Source organism: Ureibacillus sp. FSL E2-3493 (genome assembly GCF_038077515.1).
Classification (GTDB): domain Bacteria; phylum Bacillota; class Bacilli; order Bacillales_A; family Planococcaceae; genus Ureibacillus; species Ureibacillus halotolerans.
This window is the reverse complement of sequence record NZ_JBBOPK010000001.1, coordinates 1672343-1691246: the sequence shown is the minus strand read 5'-3', so window position 1 is coordinate 1691246 and position 18904 is coordinate 1672343. Positions and strand designations below refer to the sequence as shown.

The 18904-nt window shown below is 34.6% G+C and carries 17 protein-coding genes and 1 riboswitch; of the genes, 14 read left to right on the top strand and 3 right to left on the bottom strand.

The features are described from left to right. The first annotated feature begins 71 nt into the window (after positions 1 to 71). From MHH69_RS08560 to MHH69_RS08550, 3 genes are all read left to right on the top strand, one after another. Positions 72 to 626 carry a hypothetical protein gene (locus MHH69_RS08560; protein ID WP_122970650.1) on the top strand — a complete coding sequence of 185 codons (555 nt, stop codon included), beginning with the start codon at positions 72 to 74 and terminating at the stop codon, positions 624 to 626. Positions 627 to 841: 215 nt separating this feature from the next. Then, a complete protein-coding gene (acnA, locus tag MHH69_RS08555) occupies positions 842 to 3544 on the top strand; it encodes an aconitate hydratase AcnA (protein ID WP_122970651.1) in 2703 nt (900 codons plus the stop codon). A gap of 198 nt (positions 3545 to 3742) precedes the next feature. Then, entirely contained in the window at positions 3743 to 4012 is a 270-nt protein-coding gene (locus MHH69_RS08550; RefSeq protein WP_122971158.1) for a hypothetical protein, read from the top strand. 33 nt (positions 4013 to 4045) lie between these two features. Here the strand turns inward: MHH69_RS08550 and MHH69_RS08545 are convergent, their stop codons facing one another. Together MHH69_RS08545 and MHH69_RS08540 are read right to left on the bottom strand one after the other, a co-directional pair. Beyond that, on the bottom strand, positions 4046 to 4339 hold the full coding sequence (locus MHH69_RS08545) for a YxcD family protein (protein ID WP_122971159.1): 294 nt from the start codon (positions 4337 to 4339) through the stop codon (positions 4046 to 4048). Then, positions 4327 to 4785, bottom strand: coding sequence for a hypothetical protein (locus tag MHH69_RS08540; protein WP_122971160.1), 459 nt, complete (start codon positions 4783 to 4785; stop codon positions 4327 to 4329). The genes MHH69_RS08545 and MHH69_RS08540 overlap by 13 nt, the downstream gene beginning before the upstream one ends. Positions 4786 to 5031: 246 nt before the next feature. On the opposite strand from MHH69_RS08540, the gene MHH69_RS08535 reads away from it, so the two are divergent. The 3 genes from MHH69_RS08535 to MHH69_RS08525 all read left to right on the top strand — a co-directional run bounded on the left by MHH69_RS08535 (position 5032) and on the right by MHH69_RS08525 (position 7432). After that, positions 5032 to 5295 (top strand): YhdT family protein, encoded by a 264-nt coding sequence (locus MHH69_RS08535; protein WP_122971161.1) that lies wholly within the window; start codon positions 5032 to 5034, stop codon positions 5293 to 5295. Next, a complete protein-coding gene (gene panF, locus MHH69_RS08530) occupies positions 5295 to 6740 on the top strand; it encodes a sodium/pantothenate symporter (RefSeq protein ID WP_341362962.1) in 1446 nt (481 codons plus the stop codon). The genes MHH69_RS08535 and panF overlap by 1 nt, the downstream gene beginning before the upstream one ends. A gap of 110 nt (positions 6741 to 6850) precedes the next feature. Next, entirely contained in the window at positions 6851 to 7432 is a 582-nt protein-coding gene (locus MHH69_RS08525; protein ID WP_122971163.1) for a transcriptional regulator, read from the top strand. A 40-nt stretch (positions 7433 to 7472) separates the two neighbouring features. Here the strand turns inward: MHH69_RS08525 and MHH69_RS08520 are convergent, their stop codons facing one another. After that, entirely contained in the window at positions 7473 to 7844 is a 372-nt protein-coding gene (locus MHH69_RS08520) for a nucleotide excision repair endonuclease (RefSeq protein WP_122971230.1), read from the bottom strand. Between the two features lie 176 nt (positions 7845 to 8020). On the opposite strand from MHH69_RS08520, the gene MHH69_RS08515 reads away from it, so the two are divergent. The 8 genes from MHH69_RS08515 to MHH69_RS08480 all read left to right on the top strand — a co-directional run bounded on the left by MHH69_RS08515 (position 8021) and on the right by MHH69_RS08480 (position 18901). After that, positions 8021 to 8446, top strand: a complete 426-nt coding sequence (locus MHH69_RS08515; RefSeq protein WP_122971164.1) for an acyl-CoA thioesterase — start codon at positions 8021 to 8023, stop codon at positions 8444 to 8446. Positions 8447 to 8591: 145 nt separating this feature from the next. Further along, a complete protein-coding gene (locus MHH69_RS08510) occupies positions 8592 to 12380 on the top strand; it encodes a DEAD/DEAH box helicase (protein WP_341362114.1) in 3789 nt (1262 codons plus the stop codon). Positions 12381 to 12392: 12 nt separating this feature from the next. Next, a complete protein-coding gene (locus MHH69_RS08505) occupies positions 12393 to 13169 on the top strand; it encodes a hypothetical protein (protein WP_122971166.1) in 777 nt (258 codons plus the stop codon). 51 nt (positions 13170 to 13220) lie between these two features. Then, a riboswitch (SAM riboswitch) is annotated at positions 13221 to 13331 on the top strand. 109 nt (positions 13332 to 13440) lie between these two features. Continuing rightward, a complete protein-coding gene (gene metA, locus MHH69_RS08500) occupies positions 13441 to 14379 on the top strand; it encodes a homoserine O-acetyltransferase MetA (RefSeq protein WP_122971167.1) in 939 nt (312 codons plus the stop codon). Positions 14380 to 14530: 151 nt separating this feature from the next. Next, on the top strand, positions 14531 to 15040 hold the full coding sequence (locus MHH69_RS08495) for a sigma-70 family RNA polymerase sigma factor (protein WP_122971168.1): 510 nt from the start codon (positions 14531 to 14533) through the stop codon (positions 15038 to 15040). Beyond that, entirely contained in the window at positions 15037 to 16338 is a 1302-nt protein-coding gene (locus tag MHH69_RS08490) for a DUF4179 domain-containing protein (RefSeq protein WP_122971169.1), read from the top strand. Before MHH69_RS08495 ends, MHH69_RS08490 begins: the two co-directional genes overlap by 4 nt. A 92-nt stretch (positions 16339 to 16430) precedes the next feature. After that, complete coding sequence (locus MHH69_RS08485; RefSeq protein WP_122971170.1) at positions 16431 to 17291, top strand: MBL fold metallo-hydrolase; 861 nt, start codon at positions 16431 to 16433, stop codon at positions 17289 to 17291. Positions 17292 to 17590: 299 nt separating this feature from the next. Beyond that, positions 17591 to 18901 (top strand): GntP family permease, encoded by a 1311-nt coding sequence (locus MHH69_RS08480; RefSeq protein WP_122971171.1) that lies wholly within the window; start codon positions 17591 to 17593, stop codon positions 18899 to 18901. The last annotated feature ends 3 nt before the right edge of the window (positions 18902 to 18904 follow it).

Here is an 18904-nt window from a genome sequence, read left to right as displayed (position 1 = left end):
GGTAGTATCATTATTTATTGGAAAATGGATGAAACAATAACGATTTTCAAAAGATAATCGAGGTGAAAAGAATGCGAAATCGATTAACAAGAATTCTATTATTTGCTGGGTTAGTCATTGTACTTGCCTTTATTTTCAACATTTCTTTAACCGCGTTCACTGGGGATGGAAAAGATACCCCAGAGGAAGCTCTTCCTACCGATGCTAACTATGAATGGATTGAAGGACCAAAAAGTGACAAGGAACAACGCTATTTCTTCTTATCAAATGGGCAATATTTTGGAACTGGTTATGTGGAAAAAAACTTAAAAGGATGGAGCGCAGGAGAAGGGACCTATTCAAAACTACCGAATGCATTGACGGAAAATACAATTACGTCAGCCCATTCCGATAGTAAAATTTTATTTGGTTTAATAAAACCAAAAGGGAATATCCAAATTTCAGTAAATAATAAGCATGCTAAACTTATTCAATTAGATTTTTTATCTGATGACATACTATCCACCTATAATGTAGAAGGATACGCTATTTGGTACATAGATTTAGAGGAAATTGATAACGCTAAAAGTTTTACAATAAAAGTATTAGGGGAAAATGACTCCGTATTAAATGCGTTGTCTATATAATTTTATTTCTATTAAAATGGCATCGATACGATGCTCTTTTCTATTTTGACAAAGTAAGTTATAATGATTTTCGCAAAGTAAATTACTAGGTCATAAAAATAACTTATCACAAAAGATAAAATTAATGTAATTTACTTATGTATAAGAATCGTTTATGATAATTACTGGAGAAAAGCTTTGCAAGCCTTTTCAATATTAATTAGGGGGAGTAAAAAATGGCAAGCAATTTACACAACAGCCGTTCTTCATTCGAAGTAAATGGTAAAAAGTATAACTTCTACCGTTTAGCTGCAATCGAAGAAGCTGGTATCGCAAAAGTATCACGCCTTCCATACTCAATTAAAGTATTATTAGAATCTGTATTACGCCAATATGATGGCTACGTAATTAAAGAAGAACATGTAGACGAATTAGCTAAATGGGCTGAGGGTGCTAATCCGGAAGCGGAAGTACCATTCAAACCATCACGTGTAGTATTACAAGACTTCACAGGTGTTCCAGTAGTAGTTGACTTAGCCTCTTTACGTTCAGCTATGAAAGAATTAGGTGGAGATCCAAATAAAATTAACCCAGCTATTCCTGTTGACCTTGTAATTGACCACTCAGTACAAGTTGACAAATACGGTAATGCTTCAGCATTACAAGCGAACATGGATCTTGAGTTCGAACGTAACGCAGAACGTTACAACTTCTTAAAATGGGCTCAAACTGCATACGATAACTTCCGTGCTGTACCACCAGCAACTGGTATCGTGCACCAAGTAAACTTAGAATATTTAGCTCCAGTCGTTCACGTTAAAGAGAACGAAGATGGAACTTTTGAAACTTTCCCAGATTCAGTAGTAGGTACTGACTCTCATACAACAATGATCAACGGTATCGGTGTTCTTGGATGGGGTGTAGGTGGTATTGAAGCTGAAGCAGGTATGCTTGGACAACCTTCTTACTTCCCAATTCCAGAAGTTATCGGTGTAAAATTAACTGGTGAACTTCCAAACGGTGCTACTGCGACTGACTTAGCATTAAAAGTAACTCAAGTTTTACGTCAACGCGGCGTAGTTAACAAATTTGTAGAATTCTTCGGTCCTGGTGTATCTAAATTACCATTAGCTGACCGTGCTACAATTTCGAACATGGCTCCTGAATACGGTGCAACATGTGGTTACTTCGCAATTGACGAAGAATCATTAAACTATATGCGTTTAACTGGTCGTGACGAAGAGCATATCCAAGTTGTAGAAAGCTACTTAAAAGCGAACAACATGTTCTTTGATCCATCATTAGAACCAGTTTACACTGATGTATTAGAAATTAAATTAGACGAAATTGAACCAAACCTTTCTGGTCCAAAACGTCCACAAGATTTAATTCCTCTTTCAGAAATGAAAGCTCGTTACCATGAAGCAGTTACTGCTCCAATGGGCGTACAAGGTTTCGGTTTAACTGAAGATGAATTCTCTAAAACATCAACAATTAAATTTGCTGATGGCGATGTAGAAATGCCAACTGGTGCTGTAGCAATCGCTGCAATCACTTCTTGTACAAATACATCTAACCCATACGTTCTTTTAGCTGCTGGTTTAGTTGCGAAAAAAGCAGTTGAAAAAGGTATTCAACCACCAAAATGGGTTAAAACTTCTTTAGCACCAGGTTCTAAAGTTGTAACTGGCTATTTAGAAGAATCAGGTTTACAAAGCTACTTAGACCAAATCGGATTCAACACAGTTGGTTATGGTTGTACAACATGTATCGGTAACTCAGGTCCGTTATTACCTGAAATCGAAGAAGCAATTAAAGACAAAGATCTATTCGTAACTTCAGTACTTTCTGGTAACCGTAACTTCGAAGGTCGTGTACACCCATTAGTAAAAGCTAACTATTTAGCTTCACCACCACTTGTTGTTGCTTATGCTTTAGCAGGTACTGTAGATATCGATTTACAAAAAGATTCTTTAGGTAAAGACAAAGATGGTAACGATGTATTCTTCGCTGACATCTGGCCTTCAACTGAAGAAGTAAATGAAGTTTTAAACAAAGTTGTTACTCGTGAATTATTCCAAAAAGAATATGCAAAAGTATTCGATAGCAACGAAAAATGGAATGCAATTGAAACATCAACTGAGTCTTTATACACATTTGATGAAAAATCAACTTACATTCAAAACCCACCATTCTTCCAAGGATTATCTAAAACTCCAGAGCCAATCAAAGGCCTTGATGGTTTACGTGTAATCGCTAAGTTTGGTGACTCTATTACAACTGACCACATTTCACCAGCTGGTGCAATTGGTAAAGATACGCCTGCAGGTAAATACCTACAAGAAAATGGCGTAGCAATCCGCGACTTCAACTCTTATGGTTCTCGTCGTGGTAACCATGAAGTAATGATGCGTGGTACATTCGCAAACATCCGTATCCGTAACCAAATCGCTCCTGGTACAGAAGGTGGATTCACTACTTACTGGCCAACTGGAGAAGTTGAGTACATTTATGATGCAGCAATGAAATACCAAGAACAAGGTACTGGTTTAGTTGTTTTAGCTGGTAACGATTATGGTATGGGTTCTTCTCGTGACTGGGCAGCAAAAGGTACATTCTTACTAGGTATTAAAACAGTTATCGCACAAAGCTACGAACGTATTCACCGTTCAAACCTTGTAATGATGGGTGTTTTACCACTTCAATTCTTACCTGGCGAAAGCGCAGAAACTTTAGGCTTAACTGGTAAAGAAGAAATTTCTGTTAATATTACAGATGATGTTAAACCACGTGATATTTTAACAGTAACTGCAAAAGCTGAAGATGGAACGGTTAAAGAATTTAAAGCTCTAGCTCGTTTCGACTCAGAAGTAGAAGTAGACTACTACCGTCATGGTGGTATCTTACAAATGGTACTTCGTAATAAAGCAGCTCAATAATTGACTTTAAATAGAAACCGATAAGTTCCATTTGAACTTATCGGTTTTTTTATTATAATTAAAACTCTTTTATATAATAGGGAATGAAAAATTCAATTTACATACGATAGAAATTTTTATTGAAAAGGATACTTACTGTTAATAAAATAAAAGAAATAAAATATATTATTTTATAACGAAAAATAAGAGGGAGGAATTATGAATAATAGATATAGCATTCTTGCGAAGTTTCGAGATGGGCGTTATTTTTATTTAAACTTTAACAATCCGAACATATTGGATTGTTTAGAACAAATTCCTCCACCTCAAGGATTGCTAGCATTAGCAAAGTGGCCCGTATATAAACATGCAGAAATCGAATTTTTCGTAGAATTAATCAATGGGAATATTAAATATTATCATTTAAAAGATCGCAATACGAACGTTAGAAAAACCGTTACATTAGATAAAACCGAATTAGATTATTAAAAAAGAGGTGTCTACTAGGACACCTCTAATTTTTTACCATTCAATATGCGCAATGATTCCTTCTTCATCATGAAGATCTAACATAATTCGAGCGGCAATCGAATCACGGTGTAATTGTTCATCAAGATAAAGTCGAATAGCCGTAATAAAATTCACAGTATTATAGAAATCCATTTGCCCATTCACATAAGCTTCAGCAGTAAAACCAGCCGCATCATCATACATTAATTCAACTTCTACATCTGTCGGTTGAACATGCTTAAATTTTGCGTGGAAATAGCAAAGAGCGTTGATTACTTCTTGTTCAGATAATGTTATCTTTTCCAACTGTCCGTTACCTCTTTATCTTTTTTACGTTTCATCATTTGATATATTTTCATACAAATGAAAACAATCAAAAGAATGGCCGCTGCATTGATCGCAAATCCTAAAATGTTCCCGATCAATCCCATATCAGAGAAAAGGCTACCAAACAATAATCCAGCTAACCCACCAACGAATAATCCTTTCATAAGACCACCGCTAGTAAAGCCACCTTTCGTAGTAGTACTAGTTGATTTGTTTGTAGTAGAAGTTGATTTATTTACAGTAGAGTTTGTCCCTGTATTATTATCTTGGAAATTATTCGTTGTACCAGTATTATTATTGTAGCTTTTTTTACCAGACTTGTACGATTTTGCTTCAACTGTTTGAACATCATCAACAAGCATAACAGTTCCTACACTTGAGAAAGCTAAAGCAAAGGCCATTAAAATTGCAGAAAGTTTTTTCATAACGTAAATCCTCCATCCTAATTAACACACAATAACGTGTGAATACTCTATTATTATAACAAAATATGTTTGCGTAAAAAAACAATTTCCCTCTAGTAAAACGTTTTATTTCTCTTTCCTTCATATTTTGAATAATTAGATGATGAACTATACAAGAAAAATGGCTCATTAAAATCTTCCATTTCCATAAATGACAAAGTATGATAGAAAAGTATCCAAGTTTTTTTGATGAAAGGATGAATGATGTTGCAAGATAAGCGTTTTCAAATTGCAAATCGCGAGGCGTTAATTGGCGTAGCGCTTGTAATAATTAACTTTGCTATTTGGTTTGGATGTGCATATGGATTAGGTTCCGGTGATCCAACAGAATATCAATATATTTTAGGTTTTCCCACTTGGTTTTTCTTTAGCTGTATAGCTGGATCTATTTTTATGATTATTCTCATTTGGTTTACAATGAAAGTATTTTTCAAAGATGTACCCTTTGAAGATGGGGAGGGAGATCAATGATTCATTGGCAAGTAATTATTCCGCTCCTGCTCTTTTTAGCAATAATTTTTATTATCGGTTTTTGGGCCAATAAACAAGTTCGTACTTCTAATTCTTTCTTACAGGAATATTTCTTAGGTGGTCGTGAGATGGGAGGATTCCTACTTGCGATGACGATGATGGCTACTTACGGTAGTGCATCAAGTTTTATCGGTGGACCAGGGGTTTCATATAATTTAGGACTCGGTTGGGTTCTTCTTTCGATGGCTCAACTTCCAGCAGGCTATTTTGTTTTGATGATTTTAGGTAAGAAATTTGCCATTATTTCTAGACGTTATGAAGCCATTACATTAATTGACTTCTTAAAAAAACGATATGAAAGTAATATTGTTATTTTTATTTCAGCTATTAGCATCATTGTTTTCCTCTTTGCATCCATGACTGCCCAATGGGTAGGGGGAGCACGATTAATTGAATCATTAACGGGACTTAATTATACCGCCGCTTTACTCATATTTGCTGTGACAGTACTTGTCTATGTTATTATTGGTGGATTTCGTGCTGTTGCCTTAACAGATGCAATGCAAGGAACGGTAATGATTATTGGAACGGTTATTTTATTAATTGGGACGATCATGGCAGGTGGGGGATTGGATAATATTATGAACTCCCTTGTAACAGAGGATCCTGAAATGTTATCACCCTTTGGTTCTGATGGTTCTCTAACTCCTTTATATGTTTCAACCTTTTGGATTTTAATCGGATTAGGAGTAATTGGCCTACCTCAAATCGCTGTTCGTGCAATGAGCTATAAAGATTCCAAAAGCTTGCATCTAGCCATTTTAATCGGAACAATTGGTATTGGAACAATTATGTTCGGTATGCATTTAATCGGCGTACTTGCTCGACCTGTCGTACCAGGAATTGAAGTGGCAGACACAGTCATGCCAATATTGACACTAGAAGTACTTCATCCCGTTTTAGCTGGTATTGTGTTAGCAGCACCGATGGCAGCAATAATGTCGACGGTAAATGCTTTGTTGATTCTTGTAAGCTCAACGGTGGTGAAGGATATTTACCTTAATTTCATTAATCCGAAGGCATCAGATAAACAAATTAAAAATAGAAGCTTTCTCGTCACAACCGTAATTGGACTAGCAGTCGTTTTCTTTGCATTAAAGCCACCTGAATTTTTAATCACGTTGAATCTTTTTGCCTTTGGCGGTTTAGAATCTGCCTTTTTATGGTCTGTCGTGTTCGGACTATATTGGAAAAAAGCGAATAAATATGGGGTTATTTCTTCAATGATTACAGGTCTTTTTCTTTATATTTATATTACGCGTGAATTTCCGAACATTTTTGGGATGCACAGTGTAACAATTCCTGTGCTAGCATCCTTCATTGTATTTATCGTCGTAAGTTTATTAACCCAGCATAAGACAAAATTAACCTCAACGGATATTTAGAAAAGCTTTTAAATGACGTTGTCTATCTTTCTATGGTAATGTCATACATGATGATATAAGGGACTTTCTTTACGAAATGACCAAAACAAAAACGAAAGGGGTCATTTCATATGACAAATAAGGTAACAACACAATATAACGGTATGATTTTACTAACAGGTTATTTACAGCGATTATTCGTTGCTGAAACCATTTATCGAAGAGTAGGGGAAACATATGAGCAAGAGCGGTATGATAAAGTAAAGGCACTTTTAGATGAAGCCTATACGATTTTACCAGTATTTGAAGAAACCCATACTTTAACAGCTGCACAAAAAATCCAACTTCAGTTAATCGCACACCAAACAGAAGAATTAATGAAGACTTATTTTAAACAAATGCCGTTATCCTTTAATCAAAAGCTTGCTATTGTAGGTTCATCATTATACGCTGAACAACATGTAAACGCAGGAATTATTCGTTTAGGAAAAATGTTTAATGTGGAAATAAATAAAGATTTCCACCAACGTACTAAATTTTATGAAGAACGCACAAAAATGATTGATTACTTAGTTTTTGTTCTCCATCATGAAGAACAACCAGAGGAACAATTTAAAAAACCAATTGATCCATGGTTTAACGATGTAATAAAAAATAAAGATTTCGTATTAGAAGATTTTAAACAAATTGCTGAAATGCTAGAATTCAACTAAAAAGAAGCTGATTGGTGAGTTTCCCAATCAGCTTCTTTTATTAATAAAATACTTTCTCTACGTTATATTTTGCACGTAAAGTATTTATCGCATATGTTTCATAAATTTCCCGTTCCATTGGATCTTCGATTTCATATACTTCAATTTTATAAATTTCATCCCGATGATTTTTCATCGGAGAAACGTTATCTTCAAAATGTTTCTTAATGCGTTGACGAATTTTACGTGCTTTTCCTACAAATAATAACTCGTTTTCTTTATTGTAAAAGAAGAAAATTCCGCCTTTATCACGGGTAATTTTGTGAAAATCAATAAAGCCATGGTAAGGTGTAATCGGCACGTCCCCTTCCTTTAATTGTTGTTGTCGTTGATAAATGACAACATTCGGTTTTGGTAATTCAATTTTAATCAAAGTCATTTCACGTCCTTCATTTGTATAGAGTTTTATGCTACCATAAATGCCAAGCAATTGCTATAAAGGAAAATGTTCTTTCACTATATTTCAACATTATTATCACCCAATGTGTCAACTGTTATTATTGTTAAAAATAGAAGGAAATACGTTATAATAAATTTGAGGTGAAAGAAATGTTTGTAAGTGAAAAACAAATTGAAATACGGTATGCAGAAACAGATCAGATGGGTGTTGTATACCATGCAAATTATTTAGTTTGGATGGAAATCGGACGTACCCAATTAGTAAATGATATTGGCTTTAATTATGCCGGACTTGAAGAACAAGGATACATATCTCCTGTATTAGATTTATCCATTCAATATAAAAAAGCAATGCGTTATGGACAAGTTGCAACGGTTCGTACATGGGTTGAGTCCCATTCAAAATTAAAAACGATTTATGGCTATGAAATTTTGCATGAAGACGGTTCTGTTGCTGCAACGGCTACTTCACTTCATACATTAGTGAAAAAAGATAGTTTTAGACCTTATCCATTAAGTAAAGTAGACCCAGAGTGGGATACCAAATATTTAGAAATTGCCAAAGTAAATAATTAAATGGAAAAGATCAGGCTAGCCAAAAGCTAGTCTGTTTTATTTTTACCAAATTTCAAATTATTTTTGTCCGTCTACCACGATTCCTTGAATGTTGATATAATAATCTTTATGAGCAAAAAAAGAAAGACTGAAAGGAGGTGTGTTCATGGTACAACAAATGGGAGCAATGGAGACAATTAAATGTTTTATTTTGTTAACGAATACTGCCAGAGAAGCTTTGAAACAACATTTCCAGGATGAACACGCCTTCTTTAAATTGCAGCATGGCTTCGACGTATATATTGAAAAACAATCAGTGGAACAGACGACATTAAATTTAACTTTCTTTTTTGATAATAAACGGAACGAAAAATTAACAAAAAAATTTGGTGATCGTGTAGTTATCATCGACTGTGCCTTTGACTTAAAAAATGGGCTCGTTGCAAAAAGTTTTAGAACACGGGGAAGAAATACACCGGTTATAACGAATCGAAGACAAAAAATGCGCATTCATTTTGTGCCATCCCGTATTAGCGGTCATACATACTCCGATAAATTTATTTCGACAATTGCAGAACTTCCCGTTGCTCAAGAACGGTTTGATTATGTAAATAAACGAATTTCCAGTTGGGAAGGGTACTTAAAGGTTTTATATAAAAATGCTTCTATTGATGATATTGACGCTACCTTTCATTCCCTTCAATATAGTCAAGACTTTTCGAAAGTAACGATACGATGTAACGGCATTGACGATAAACAATGGAAACAACTAAAAGGCTTAAGTGCATATGTCAAAGGTTATCCTAGAGAAATTGGAGAAGTTATAAAAGTTCACCAACAATCGAGGACGATTGATATTGAATTAAACGCAAAAGTTGCTAAACTTGCCCGCACTAATGACTTTGACTTTACAAGTGAATACATTACATTTAGTAATGCTTCAACGAAATCCCAATTGAACCGACTTTTAAAAGGATTTGAACATTTAAAGGAAGGATTAGCCGCCAATCCAAATCTCGAAAATATTTTATTTGAAGATACTCCGAAAATCGCGGAACGTAAAAAAGATATTTCATTAGAATTCCATAATCCTTTAAATGAATATCAACGAGAAGCCGTTAGTGGAGCAATGTCAGCCGAAGACTTATATGTTATTCAAGGTCCTCCAGGAACAGGGAAGACGACGGTTATTTCAGAAATTTGCTATCAAAACGCAAAGGCTGGTTTAAAAACGTTAATTGCATCTCAGTCGAATCTAGCTGTTGATAATGCCCTTAGTCGATTATTAAACAATAAGGATATCCGTATTTTACGCTATGGCCGTACTGAAAGTATTGAAGAAGACGGTAAAAAATTTATAGAAGAAAATGTTGCTGATTATTGGAAAAAGCAAACTTACGAAGCTATTACGAAGGAAATTGAAGATCACCAACTAAAAGAAAAGCAATTGAAGAATGATATTACCCAATACGAGAAGGAAATTGAATCTTTAAAGCAAAAAGAGAGTCAATTACAAGAGGATATCGCAAAAAAGGAAGCTGCTGAAAAAGAGCTTAAAATTGTAACAGAAGAAATCGGTCAGCTGAAGAAACAAATTATCCCTCTGAAAAAAGAACGAGAAAAGACTGAACAAGCATTGGAAAAGCTTAGCGCTTCCAATGAACGCATTTCAGAAAAGATCAATGAACTAAATCATTCATTAGTTACCATTGGAACAAACGAATCGATTGATGAACAACTGTTTGAAGCGCAAGAAAAATTGAAAAAAAGTAAGCAACTTCTAGAATATATTCAAGTAACCCAACAACTCATGGAAATAGAGTTGCAGCTTGCAAATGTTCAGAAGGAATTGGAAGGTATTGAAAGCAGTTCCGATACGATTAATTCCATTATCGAATCCGTTGAATCGATGAAAAAAATACATGAAATTGAATCTTTCATTGAAGATCAAAACATTCACCGTGGATATGTATTAAATCAACTGTTTCATGACCTGGATAAAATTCATGAACAACTTTTACCTTTTAAATCTTTAAAGGAAATTACAATCCGTTTAGATAAGGCAATTGAATATAGTAAAACATCCCTCGGTATTGAAGGACAGATGAATCCTTTACCAAATAATCATCATTACTCCTTACAAGAAATCGAGGAGTTTTTAACGAAATTGAGCTATGCTTTTGCCCAAAAGAAAATAACGAGAGAAAATGGAGCCCGATCAATCCAAGGCCTCTATTTAAGAAAGCAATATTTAAATCAGTTAGTTCTTCGTTATAGAGCACTTGTAGATGAGTCCCTTCTAGTTTTTAGTAAAATAAAAGAAGAAGTATGTGATCAGCTTAAGCAAAGGGAAGGAGCAGATCAATCTTCTTTAAACCTTTTAAAAGCAAAAGAACAAAACTTATTACAATCTCAAGAGAAGTATAAAGAACAACTAAACACTTTCGAGTCTATCATTCAAGAGGATGACATTATCCCTTCTATCGAGGAAATTCATACGATTTGTGAAGCATTGGAAAATGAAATGCAAATATTATTGGAAAACAAAGAAAAAACATCCATTCTTGAAGAACAGTTATCAAAAAAACAACAGGAATTAGAAAGTGTTCAAAAGGAAATGACAAGTGGCCAAACATTATTAAAACAATTTATTTCCCAGTTAAAAGAACTAAACTCGAAGGGATTACAGCTTGAAAAGAAATATGAACAACTTGAACAATTGACAAAACAACATCCGGAACTTGAACTGGAAAAAACAAAATCCAAAATGGAGTCAATTACGGTAGAAATTGATAAAGTCCATAAGAAAATTGAGATGCTTCCGATTGCTCAAAAAATGCAGCTTCAATGGAAAACATTATTAGAGCAAGCTACGGAACATGACTTAGATGAAATACGAAAACTTTATGTTAAACATGCAAATGTCATTGGTACAACATGTGTTGCTTCTGCCAACAAAGAGTTTATGGACAATTATCCGATTTTCGATGTTGTGATTATCGATGAAGTATCAAAAGCAACTCCGCCAGAATTATTGTTACCGATGTTAAAAGGGAAAAAGGTGATTCTAGTAGGCGATCATCACCAGTTACCACCACTAATTGGGGATGATACATTTGAAGAGACATTAGAAACGGTTTTAAAAGAAAGCGACACCTTTGAGGAAAAACGAGAATTAGAAAAATTACTAGAGGAGTCTTTATTCGAACGTCTATATAAAAACTTGCCTGCAACGAATAAAAAAATGTTAGCCATTCAATACCGGATGCATGAAAATATTATGCAAACAATCGCTCCATTTTATAAAAATGGCAATGATTCATTGAAATGCGGGCTATCTGATTCAGATGTATTACGGGATCATAAATTGGAAGGTCCATCTATAAAACGAACGGATCATTTACTATGGATTGATATTCCGAATAGACATCCGTATTTTGAAGAACGGATGAAGGAAGGTTCAAGTCTATATAATGAAGCTGAATTAGAAGTTGTTCGTACTATGTTGCTTGAACTAAATGAAGCGACTGCAAAAGCTAAATCGGAAGAATTAATAGCCCAAGATGAATTAAAATCTGTAGGGGTAATTAGTTTTTATGCTGAACAAGTAAAGCGGATTAACCGACTCATTGAACATGAGTTGAACATTCCTCATTTACATATTCGTACAGGTTCAGTCGATAAATTCCAAGGTATGGAAATGGACGTCATTTTAGTAAGCATGGTTCGTAACAACGATCATAAACACGGCGATATTGGATTTGCGAAGGACTACCGGCGACTGAACGTAGCCCTTTCCCGAGCTCGTGAGTTACTCGTATTAATCGGTAGTATAGAGATGTTTACGAATCGTCCTAAAAAGGAAGAAACGAGAAGCATGTACCGAAACTTGCATCAAATTGTCCAATCACAAAATGGTTACCGAAATCATAACGAATTACTAATTACAACGTAGTAAGGTGGATTTATGGAATTACTTTCATTACAACAATCATTATCTACTCAACTTTTAAAGAAATCGAATATCTCCATTTTGAAGACGGATACTTGGAGTGTACCTGTTCACAGTGTAAATATTACATATAAACCGATATCCCGTACAAAAATGGATATTTTAATGAAAATGATTCTTCAATCCGTTGCGAACAACGCCTTTGAAAATGCAGAACAGCTAAGTGAAATTCTTCTTGTAGAACAACTCTTCATACAAGATTTGTTATCTAAAATGCAAAAAACTGGATTAATTACGAAGGTGGATTCCCATTATCAACAAACGGAAAAGGGACAAAAACAATTACAAAGCGGTGTTTTTGAAGAAGAACAGGATATAAAAACGATAGAATTGCTTTATAGCCCATCCCACCATTTATTTTTAAATGGAGATATTGAAGAAGTACTAGAATATGAAGATTTTCCAGAGCAACTGTATCGATATCATAAACAAGAAGAGGAATTATCGATACAAAACGAACAGGTGATAAAGGAAATTCAAGCATTTGAACAACCCGATTTAGACGATAATGGGGAAAATTTGTCCGTAACCCCATCGATTGATTCTATCGAAGATATCCAAATTAATGATATTCCCTGTATTGAGTTTATTTTATACGACGAAGAACAGGATCATTTCACCGTACGCGTTTGGAATACATTAATTGATAATTGGGATGAAAAGCTCGAACAGGTAATATTCCAAAAAGAACAATCAACTTGGCGGGAAAATTATTTACAGAAAAATAATTAATGAATATTGCAAATATTAGCTTTACGTGATAGTATTATTTTAATTTCATCAATCTTATCAAGAGAAGCAGAGGGACATGGCCCAATGAAGCTTCAGCAACCTCTAACAACGGGTTAGAAAGGTGCTAATTCCAGCAAGACAATTTGTCTTGGGAGATAAGAGTGCGCGTATATAAAATTGTACCCTCTCATTCTCACGCTGGAATGAGGGGGTTTTTATTTATCTTCTCTTTTTAAGATGAAATGAAAGTTAAGAAATGGGGGAACAAAAAATGCCTATTAATATACCAAAGAGTTTGCCTGCTGGAGAAATATTGCGCAAAGAGAAAATTTTCGTTATGGAAGAAGACCGCGCACAAACACAACAAATTCGACCTTTGAACATTTTAGTTTGTAACTTGATGCCAGAAAAAGAGAAAACGGAGTTACAACTATTACGTTTACTCGGAAATACACCTTTACAAACAAATGTTACTTTTCTCAATACCGCTACATACTTATCTAAAAATGTTTCAAAATCTCATTTAGATACTTTCTACAAAACATTCAACGAGATTAAACATCGTCGTTTTGACGGGATGATTATTACGGGAGCACCCGTCGAACGAATGGAATTTGAAGATGTACACTATTGGAATGAAATAACAGAAATAATGGATTGGGCAAAAATCAATGTAACGTCTTGTATGTATATTTGTTGGGGAGCCCAAGCAGCACTTTATCACCATTTTGGTATCGGAAAATTCGAACTTCCTAAAAAATGTTCAGGAATTTATTCCCATGTCATTACCGATTTAACAGTAGATTTAGTGCGAGGGTTTAGTGACGAATATGTAGCGCCCCATTCCCGACACACTTCCGTATCCATCGAGGATGTACGCAACTGTCCTGAACTTCGGTTATTAAGCTTTTCGGAGGAAGCAGGTCCATTTATTATCCAATCTAAGGATACAAAACACATCATGATTACTGGCCACTTAGAATATGATGCTACTACTTTAGCAGATGAATATAAGCGAGATGTGGAGAAAGGTGAACCGGTAGAATTACCGGTCAATTACTTCCCAAATAACGATCCAAATAAAACACCAAAAAATACTTGGCGTGCCCATTCCCATTTACTTTTCTATAACTGGTTAAACTATTACGTTTACCAAGAAACTCCATATGATTGGCATTTTGTTGATGATATGATTGAATTTCACATTTAATAAGATAATGAAAACGGATGTTATGAAACCGATAAAAGGTTTACATCCGTTTTTTTATTTTGACTTAAAATTCAACAATTGAAAAATTTTCAATCATTTTAGTGAACGATTTCTCGTTTCAAAATGTCTAATAAGTATAGGGGGGAAATGAATGGAACAAATCGAATTGGCGAAAAAAGCAATCGCTGGAGATGAAACGGCCTTACTTCAAATTTTAAAACAAGAAGAAAGCACCCATTACCGAATCGCTTTTAGTTATTTAAAAAATGAACATGACTCCCTTGAAGCCATCCAAGAATTTACATTTTGCTGTTTTCGTAAAATACATACAGTAAAGCAAGCAGAATTTCTAAACACATGGCTCATTCGAGTGTTATTAAATGTATGTTCAGATATTCAAAAGAAAAAAAGGCGCTATGAATTAAGAAACGATGTAGCGGAAGGGACTTTCCAAAATGATGATAATCATCTTGAACTTTCTGAAGCTATTTCAAAACTAACTCCAAAACAGCAACAACTCATTTATTTAAAATATTATTGTGATTTAAAAAATAAAGAGATTGCAAAGGAAATGCACATTTCTGAAGGAACTGTAAAATCGAGGCTACATACTGCATTAAAAAAACTACGATTTTTATTTAGTGAGGGGGGACAGTCATGAACGAAAAGGATTTCGACAAGTTAAAGGAAGAGTTAACGAATATTGTAGTACCTACAGAAAAATTAGCTTCTATGCGACATAACGGATATGCAAAATATAAAAAAAGACAAAAACGAAATCGTCTCTTCTTCAAACAAGTTGCTTTAATAGCCGTTGTAGTCATTATATTTGTTAGTTCCATACGTGTCTCACCAGCTTTTGCAAATGCTGTTGCTAAAATTCCTGGCTTTGCACCCCTTGTTGAAATGCTAACAAAAGATAAAGGTTTAAAAGATATTGTGGATAACGAATACTTTGAAGAACTAAATATTGTACAAACGAAAAACAACATTACACTCACGATTCTCGGTACAATTGCTGATGAAACAGGTATTGTTATTTTTTACGAATTGGAAGCACCTTTTAATATTTCAAATTTAGAGACAAAAGAATTTCAATTAAGTCAAAATGGGGAAGTAATCAATAGTTCCTCGACTTCTGGCTGGCCTTATACAGAACCTACTAAAACCATTCAAGGAAAACTTGAAGTTATTGCAACATCGAAAATCGATTATTCCAAGCCGGATTTTGAAATTTATTTGAAATTTGATGATACAAAGGAAACTTCTTTCACGATCCCATTCACGTTAACAAAACCAATTCAACCGTCTAAAGTTTACGATGTGAACAAACCGTTAAAGATCGACGGTCAAACCATCTATGTACAATCATTAACGATTTCCCCATTAAGAGCAGAATTGAAATTAAAGGTGAACAGCCAAAATACAATGCAAATTTTACAAATCGATCATTTGAAAGTATTAGATGAAAAGGGCGAAGAGTGGGGTAAAGTTCAAGATGGACTTGTCGGACTTGGAAGTTTTCGAGAAGAAACCAATAGTATCTTTATTCAAAGTAACTACTTTAGAAAACCAAACAAAATAACCCTAGTATTAGATCAAATTGAAGCTTTACCAAAGGGAGAAGACTATGTTGAAATTGATTTCCTTCGTCAAAAAATAGTAAAAGTCCCGCCAATTGATGATTTCGATTTAAAGATTCTTGATTCAAACTCCATTGAAGTCACTTATAAATCAAAAGAAGACCATCATGTTCAACTGTTTAGTGACGTGATAGATGCTGAAGGTAATCAATTTTATCATAACAGTTTTAGCGTTTATGAAAATCATAATCGTTTTACAGAAAGTTCCTATCATTTCGATTTAAAAGGTGCTGTTAATCCTGTACAAATTTATTTCTTTAGTTATCCTCACTATTTGGAAGGTTCAACCAAAGTAGAAATTCCATTAACAGAATAATTTTAAAACCCACCGAGCAGTGGGTTTTTCTTTTACATAAATGAATAGGTTAGAATTTTTAAGAAAAAATAGTAGAGAAGGAAGGTGGAACTTTGAGTGAACAAATGAATTATGGAGAAGATTATAAATTCATCCCTGTAACTTCTGTAATGAGTGGATTGGGACAAGAAGTAACTCCAGATATCTACTCTTTAACAATCCAAGTCGTTAATCTTTGTATGGTCGGTAACACAAACCATTCCCAAGCATGGACGTTAATCGATGCGGGAATGCCTAAGTCAGCTGAAAAGATTATTCATGAAGCAGAAAATCGATTTGGTGCTGATGCCCGTCCAAATGCTATTGTTTTAACTCATGGTCATTTTGATCACGTCGGGGCCATTATTGAATTGATTGAACATTGGGATGTACCCGTATATGCCCATGAACTGGAAATTCCCTATTTAACAGGGGTTAAAAGCTACCCTGAACCTGATTCAACGGTAGAGGGTGGATTGGTTGCAAAAATGTCTCCTTATTTCCCTAATGAACCGATTAATTTAGGAAGCCATGTTAAGCCCTTGCCTTCAGATGGTACCGTTCCATCCATGTTAGAATGGCAATGGATTCATACACCTGGCCATTCACCAGGGCATGTATCGTTTTATCGACAATCTGATGGTGCATTAATTGCTGGTGATGCATTTGTCACAGTGAAACAGGAATCCTTATTTAAAACCCTCGTTCAAGATCAAGAAATAAGCGGACCTCCCCGATATTTTACGACCGATTGGCAACAAGCTTGGGATTCTGTGAAAACATTAAGTGATTTAAAACCTCAAATTGCCATTACCGGTCATGGCATGCCTATGAAAGGTCAAGAATTAACAGAAAATTTAACGAAGTTAGCTATCGATTTCGATGTCATCGCTATCCCCAAACATGGCCGTTATGTGGACGGCTCCCAAAATTAACTAATTTTAATTCAGGATGTTTGTTTTCATAACAAACATCCTTTTATTCTTTTCATGAATGAATATAACAACTGCTCGTCTAATATTATGAGTTAAATAATAAAAGGGAGGTTCCATTCGTATATCCATTCTCTTACTGAACTTTAATTGTGAATGATCAATGAAAGGATTAAGTTCTCACATTAAAATTTTAAGCGCTTTCAAAATTATTACCTAGTTGAAGGAAAGGAGTTGGATTTAATTAACTTAACGTTATCGAATTGAAGACAAGTGTATTGAGAAAGATGAGGTGAATAGTTATGTGGAGTTTAATTATTATTATCCTTTCGTTAATTTTATTAGTCGTTCTGGCAATGCGCGGATTTACTATTATTATCATTGCACCTGTTGTTAGTTTATTTGTCATGATTATGAATAATATGCCGATATTAGAAACTTTCCAAAACGCCTACATGAGCGGCTTTACAAATTATGTGAAAAATTACTTCCTAATTTTCTTATTTGCTGCGATGTTCGGTAAGTTTATGGAAGAGTCGGGTGCAGCTCGAACAATTGCTGAATATTTACTTAAACTGTCAGGGCGAAAAAGTAAGTTACGAGTTTTAGTGACAATTATGTTCATTTGCTCTCTTTTAACTTACGGTGGGGTTAGCTTATTCGTAGTTATCTTTGCAATTTTACCAATTGCTAAACCTATTTTTAAAGAAATGGATATTCCATGGCACTTATTTATTGCTGCCTTCTTCCCAGGAATAGCAACTTTCACAATGACGATGCTACCTGGAACGCCCGCTATTCAAAATATTATTCCAATCTCTTATTTAAATACTACCGTTACTTCCGGTGCTTTAATCGGGATTGTTACAACTATTGTCATTATCCCAATCCTTATCTGGTACTTAAATTTCGCATTAAAACGGGCCGAAAAACGCGGTGAAACTTATTTAAATATGAAAAACCTTGAAGAAGCTGAAAATGAACTGGCAAAAGATAAGTATGCCAATAAAAAACTACCAAATATCGTGTTAAGTTTAATTCCACCAGCTTTATTACTTATCCTTTTAAATTTATTTAAACTTGAAGTGCTTTACACATTAATGATTACGGTTGTTGCAAGCGCCATCATCTTTTGGAAGTATATTGACAAGAAAAAACAGGTGGTTAACATTGGCGCAACAAATGCTGTCTTACCTATTATTAACACATCTGCTGATGTAGGGTATGGGGCAGTAATTGCAGCTACTTCCGGTTTTGTTGTTTTTCAAGATATTGTGACAAATATTCCTGGTAATCCTTTAATCTCTTTATTTATTTCCACTAACTTATTAGCTGGTATTACTGGTTCTAGCTCAGGCGGTTTAGCGATTGCGATGGAAACTTTAACGGATCTTTATTTAAAATTAGGGGTTAATCCTGATGCCTTCCATCGAATTAGCGCAATTGCTTCTGGTGGATTAGATGCACTTCCGCATAACGGAGTTGTTATTACCACTTTAATTGTAGCTGGTTTAACCCATAAAGATGCTTATAAACATATTTTTGCAACTTCTGTCGTTATACCTTTAATTGCTGCAATCCCTGGTCTACTTGTCGCTATTATGTTCTATTAAGAT

Bases quoted from the DNA above. Each gene is read 5' to 3' on its own strand.
- MHH69_RS08560 (WP_122970650.1), top strand. From the start codon at position 72: ATGCGAAATCGATTAACAAGAATTCTATTATTTGCTGGGTTAGTCATT.
- acnA (WP_122970651.1), top strand. From the start codon at position 842: ATGGCAAGCAATTTACACAACAGCCGTTCTTCATTCGAAGTAAATGGT.
- MHH69_RS08550 (WP_122971158.1), top strand. From the start codon at position 3,743: ATGAATAATAGATATAGCATTCTTGCGAAGTTTCGAGATGGGCGTTAT.
- MHH69_RS08540 (WP_122971160.1), bottom strand. From the start codon at position 4,785: ATGAAAAAACTTTCTGCAATTTTAATGGCCTTTGCTTTAGCTTTCTCA.
- MHH69_RS08525 (WP_122971163.1), top strand. From the start codon at position 6,851: ATGACAAATAAGGTAACAACACAATATAACGGTATGATTTTACTAACA.
- MHH69_RS08515 (WP_122971164.1), top strand. From the start codon at position 8,021: ATGTTTGTAAGTGAAAAACAAATTGAAATACGGTATGCAGAAACAGAT.
- MHH69_RS08510 (WP_341362114.1), top strand. From the start codon at position 8,592: ATGGTACAACAAATGGGAGCAATGGAGACAATTAAATGTTTTATTTTG.
- MHH69_RS08505 (WP_122971166.1), top strand. From the start codon at position 12,393: ATGGAATTACTTTCATTACAACAATCATTATCTACTCAACTTTTAAAG.
- metA (WP_122971167.1), top strand. From the start codon at position 13,441: ATGCCTATTAATATACCAAAGAGTTTGCCTGCTGGAGAAATATTGCGC.
- MHH69_RS08495 (WP_122971168.1), top strand. From the start codon at position 14,531: ATGGAACAAATCGAATTGGCGAAAAAAGCAATCGCTGGAGATGAAACG.
- MHH69_RS08490 (WP_122971169.1), top strand. From the start codon at position 15,037: ATGAACGAAAAGGATTTCGACAAGTTAAAGGAAGAGTTAACGAATATT.
- MHH69_RS08480 (WP_122971171.1), top strand. From the start codon at position 17,591: ATGTGGAGTTTAATTATTATTATCCTTTCGTTAATTTTATTAGTCGTT.